This window comes from Stenotrophomonas sp. (assembly GCF_036662295.1).
Taxonomy (GTDB): domain Bacteria; phylum Pseudomonadota; class Gammaproteobacteria; order Xanthomonadales; family Xanthomonadaceae; genus Stenotrophomonas.
The window spans coordinates 1-2,945 of sequence record NZ_JAVWXA010000191.1 but is presented as its reverse complement, the minus strand read 5'-3'; the positions used below and the strand labels follow the sequence as shown (position 1 = coordinate 2,945).

Genomic DNA, 2,945 nt, shown 5'->3' with positions numbered 1-2,945 from the left:
CCAGCGGCAAATACGTGTTCTCGGCGACCGAGGCTTACCTGATCGAAGACGGCAAGATCACTGCGCCGGTGAAGGGTGCGACCCTGATCGGCAACGGGCCGGAAACCATGCAGAAGGTGCGCATGATCGGCAACGACCTGGCCCTGGACGAGGGCGTGGGCGTGTGCGGCAAGGATGGGCAGAGCGTGCCGGTGGGCGTGGGCCAGCCCTCGCTGCTGATCGACGGCATCACCGTGGGCGGTACCCAGGCCTGAGCCCGGCGATGCCTCTGTCGACCGTGCCCGAACGCGCGCGGACCCGCCAGCGGCGGGCCCGACGCGGTGGGCGGCGCCGCTCAGTCCTGGGCGTCGTCGTCGCTGTCGTCGGCGTCGGCGGGGTCGGCCTCGGCTTCGCCAGCATCCAGGCCCAGCGCCGCCGGCAGCATCAGCACGCGCAGCACCTGGTAGATTTCGCGGAACGCACGCGGCGGCTTGTTCTTGGCCTTCTCGGCCAGCGCATTGCGGACCAGCGTGCGCAGCTGCTGGCGATCGGCCTGCGGGTATTCGTCCAGCAGCGTGCCCAGCGCCTTGTCGCCGTCGCGGAGCAGGCGCTCGCGCCAGTCTTCCACCCGGTGCAGCATGGCCACTTCGCGGCGGCCTGTTTCGCTGCTGGCATCGAGCGCATCGCGGATCGCGTCCAGGGTCTGGTCGTCTTCGCGGCGCATGTGCTTGGCCAGGAACGCCAACTGGCGCTTGTGCGCGATGTGGGCGGTGATCCGCTTGGCTTCGGCAATATGCGGCAGCAGGTCCTCGGGCACCGGCACGCGGGCCAGCTGGGCCGGGGTCAGGGCGACCAGCTTTTCGCCCAGGGCCAGCACGTCCAGCGCCTCGCGCCGGTTCTGGCTGCGGCTCTTGTCATGGAATTCACCGGTTTCTTCATCGCGTCCGCGCATCGTCTTGTTTCCACATCCGTAAACCGTGCCCCGCGCTGCGCCGGGCACTAACCCCCACAGGATAAAGCATTGAACGTGATCTCCCCTGAAGTCTCACCGGCCGATGACAGCCTGGCGCGCCTGGAACAGCTGGCCGACATCTCCCAGCGCCTGCTGGAGCAGGCCCGCGCGGCGGGCGCCAGCCAGGCCGAGGTCAGCTGCAGCGAGGAGCGCGGGCTGGACGTGAACGTGCGCCTGGGCGAGGTGGAAACGGTCGAATCCACCCGCGACCGCGGCATCGCGGTGACCGTCTACTTCGGCCAGCGCAAGGGCAGTGCCAGCACCGCCGACCTGCAGGACGCCAGCCTGGCCTCGACGGTGGCCCAGGCGTGCGCGATCGCCCGGCACACCGAGGACGACCCGGCCGCCGGCCTGGCCGACCCGGCGCTGATGGCCCGCCACTTCCCCGACCTGGACAGCTGGCACCCCTGGGCGCTGGGCGCCGAACAGGCGGTGGACCTGGCGCTGGCCTGCGAGGCCGCCGGGCGGCAGGCCGACAGCCGCATCAGCAATGCCGACGGCGCCTCGGCGGCGACCGCGCAGAGCCTGTCGGTGTATGCCAACTCGCACGGGTTCATCGGCCGCGACCGCAGCAGCCACCATTCCATCGGCTGTGCGCTGATCGCCGGCCACGGCGATGGCATGCAGCGCGATGGCTGGTACAGCAGCGCGCTGGCCCGCGAAGACCTGGAGTCAGCGGCGGCGATCGGGCGCAAGGCGGCCGAGCGCACGGTGGCCCGGCTGCAGCCGCGCTCGATGGCGACCGCGCAGATGCCGGTGCTGTTCGCCCCGGAAGTGGCACGCTCGCTGATCGGCCACCTGCTGGGCGCGGTCTCCGGCGGTGCGCTGTACCGGCGCGCCAGTTTCCTGCTGGACAGCGTGGACACGCAGCTGTTCCCCTCGTGGTTCCAGATCGAGGAGCTGCCGCTGCTGCGCCGGGGGCTGCGTTCGTCGGCGTTCGATGGCGATGGCGTGGCCACGCGCGATGCGCCGCTGATCACCGACGGGGTGCTGCAGCGCTACATCCTGGGCAGTTACTCGGCGCGCAAGCTGGGGCTGGCCACGACCGGCAATGCCGGCGGCGTGCACAACCTGAAGGTGGCGGCCAATGCCGAGGGGCTGGAGGCGATGGCCCGGCAGATGGGCGAGGGCCTGCTGGTGACCGAGCTGATGGGGCAGGGGGTCAATGGCATCACCGGGGACTACTCGCGCGGCGCGGGCGGCTTCCGGGTGGAGCAGGGTGAGATCCGCTACCCGGTGGACGGGATCACCATCGCGGGGAACCTCAAGGAGATGTTCGCGGCGATCGAGGCGGTGGGCGCGGATGTGGATCGGCGCTCACACGTGCAGGTGGGGTCGATTCTGGTCGGACGAATGACCGTTGCCGGTAACGATTGACGTATTCTATGGGGGCTGCCCAGGCAGGCGGGGAGCCTGCCATGCACCACCCACATAACGCACAAGGAGTTTTACGTGAGCGATTTCGATAACGTCACTGCACCGCCGCCGGCCCCGGTTGGCGATGCCCCGGCCGACCAGCGCACCCTGTCCCTGGTGGCCCACCTGCTGGGTATCTTCACCGGTTTCATCGGTGCGCTGATCATCTGGCTGGTGAACAAGGATGACCCGCAGAAGGGCTTTGTGACCGACCAGGCGAAGGAAGCGCTGAACTTCCAGATCACGGTGGCGATTGCCTACATCATCTCGACCATCCTGGTGGTGGTGCTGATCGGCGGCCTGCTGCTGACGCTGGTGTGGGTGGCCAACCTGGTGCTGTGCATCCTGGCCGCGGTCAAGGCCAACAGCGGTGAAGCCTACCGTTATCCGTTCACGCTGCGCCTGATCAAGTAATCGGCGGCGCCAGCGCGAACCAGAAAACGCCCGGAATACCGGGCGTTTTTTTTTGGTTTTTCGCCCATCTGCGGGGTAAGGCTTTGCTGAAGCACGCGCGCGCATGCCTTGTCGCTTGGGGCGG

The 2,945-nt window shown here is 68.8% G+C and carries 4 protein-coding genes; 3 read left to right on the top strand and 1 reads right to left on the bottom strand.

The genetic code is table 11. From position 1 onward, the window contains the following. Positions 1-254: metallopeptidase TldD-related protein (locus tag RSA25_RS19340; RefSeq protein WP_332810445.1), on the top strand; the 254-nt coding region annotated here is incomplete at its 5' end. Positions 255-334: 80 nt separating this feature from the next. On the opposite strand, the gene yjgA is transcribed toward RSA25_RS19340, so the two are convergent. Continuing rightward, complete coding sequence (yjgA, locus tag RSA25_RS19335; RefSeq protein WP_332810444.1) at positions 335-931, bottom strand: ribosome biogenesis factor YjgA; 597 nt, start codon at positions 929-931, stop codon at positions 335-337. A 69-nt stretch (positions 932-1,000) separates the two neighbouring features. Between yjgA and pmbA the strand changes: the two genes are divergently transcribed. Further along, on the top strand, positions 1,001-2,368 hold the full coding sequence (gene pmbA, locus RSA25_RS19330) for a metalloprotease PmbA (protein ID WP_332810443.1): 1,368 nt from the start codon (positions 1,001-1,003) through the stop codon (positions 2,366-2,368). Positions 2,369-2,443: 75 nt separating this feature from the next. After that, positions 2,444-2,821 (top strand): DUF4870 domain-containing protein, encoded by a 378-nt coding sequence (locus RSA25_RS19325; RefSeq protein ID WP_332810442.1) that lies wholly within the window; start codon positions 2,444-2,446, stop codon positions 2,819-2,821. Positions 2,822-2,945: the final 124 nt, after the last annotated feature.

What these genes read in the sequence shown, in the direction of transcription:
- yjgA (WP_332810444.1), bottom strand. Translation starts at nt 931, where the DNA reads ATGCGCGGACGCGATGAAGAAACCGGTGAATTCCATGACAAGAGCCGC.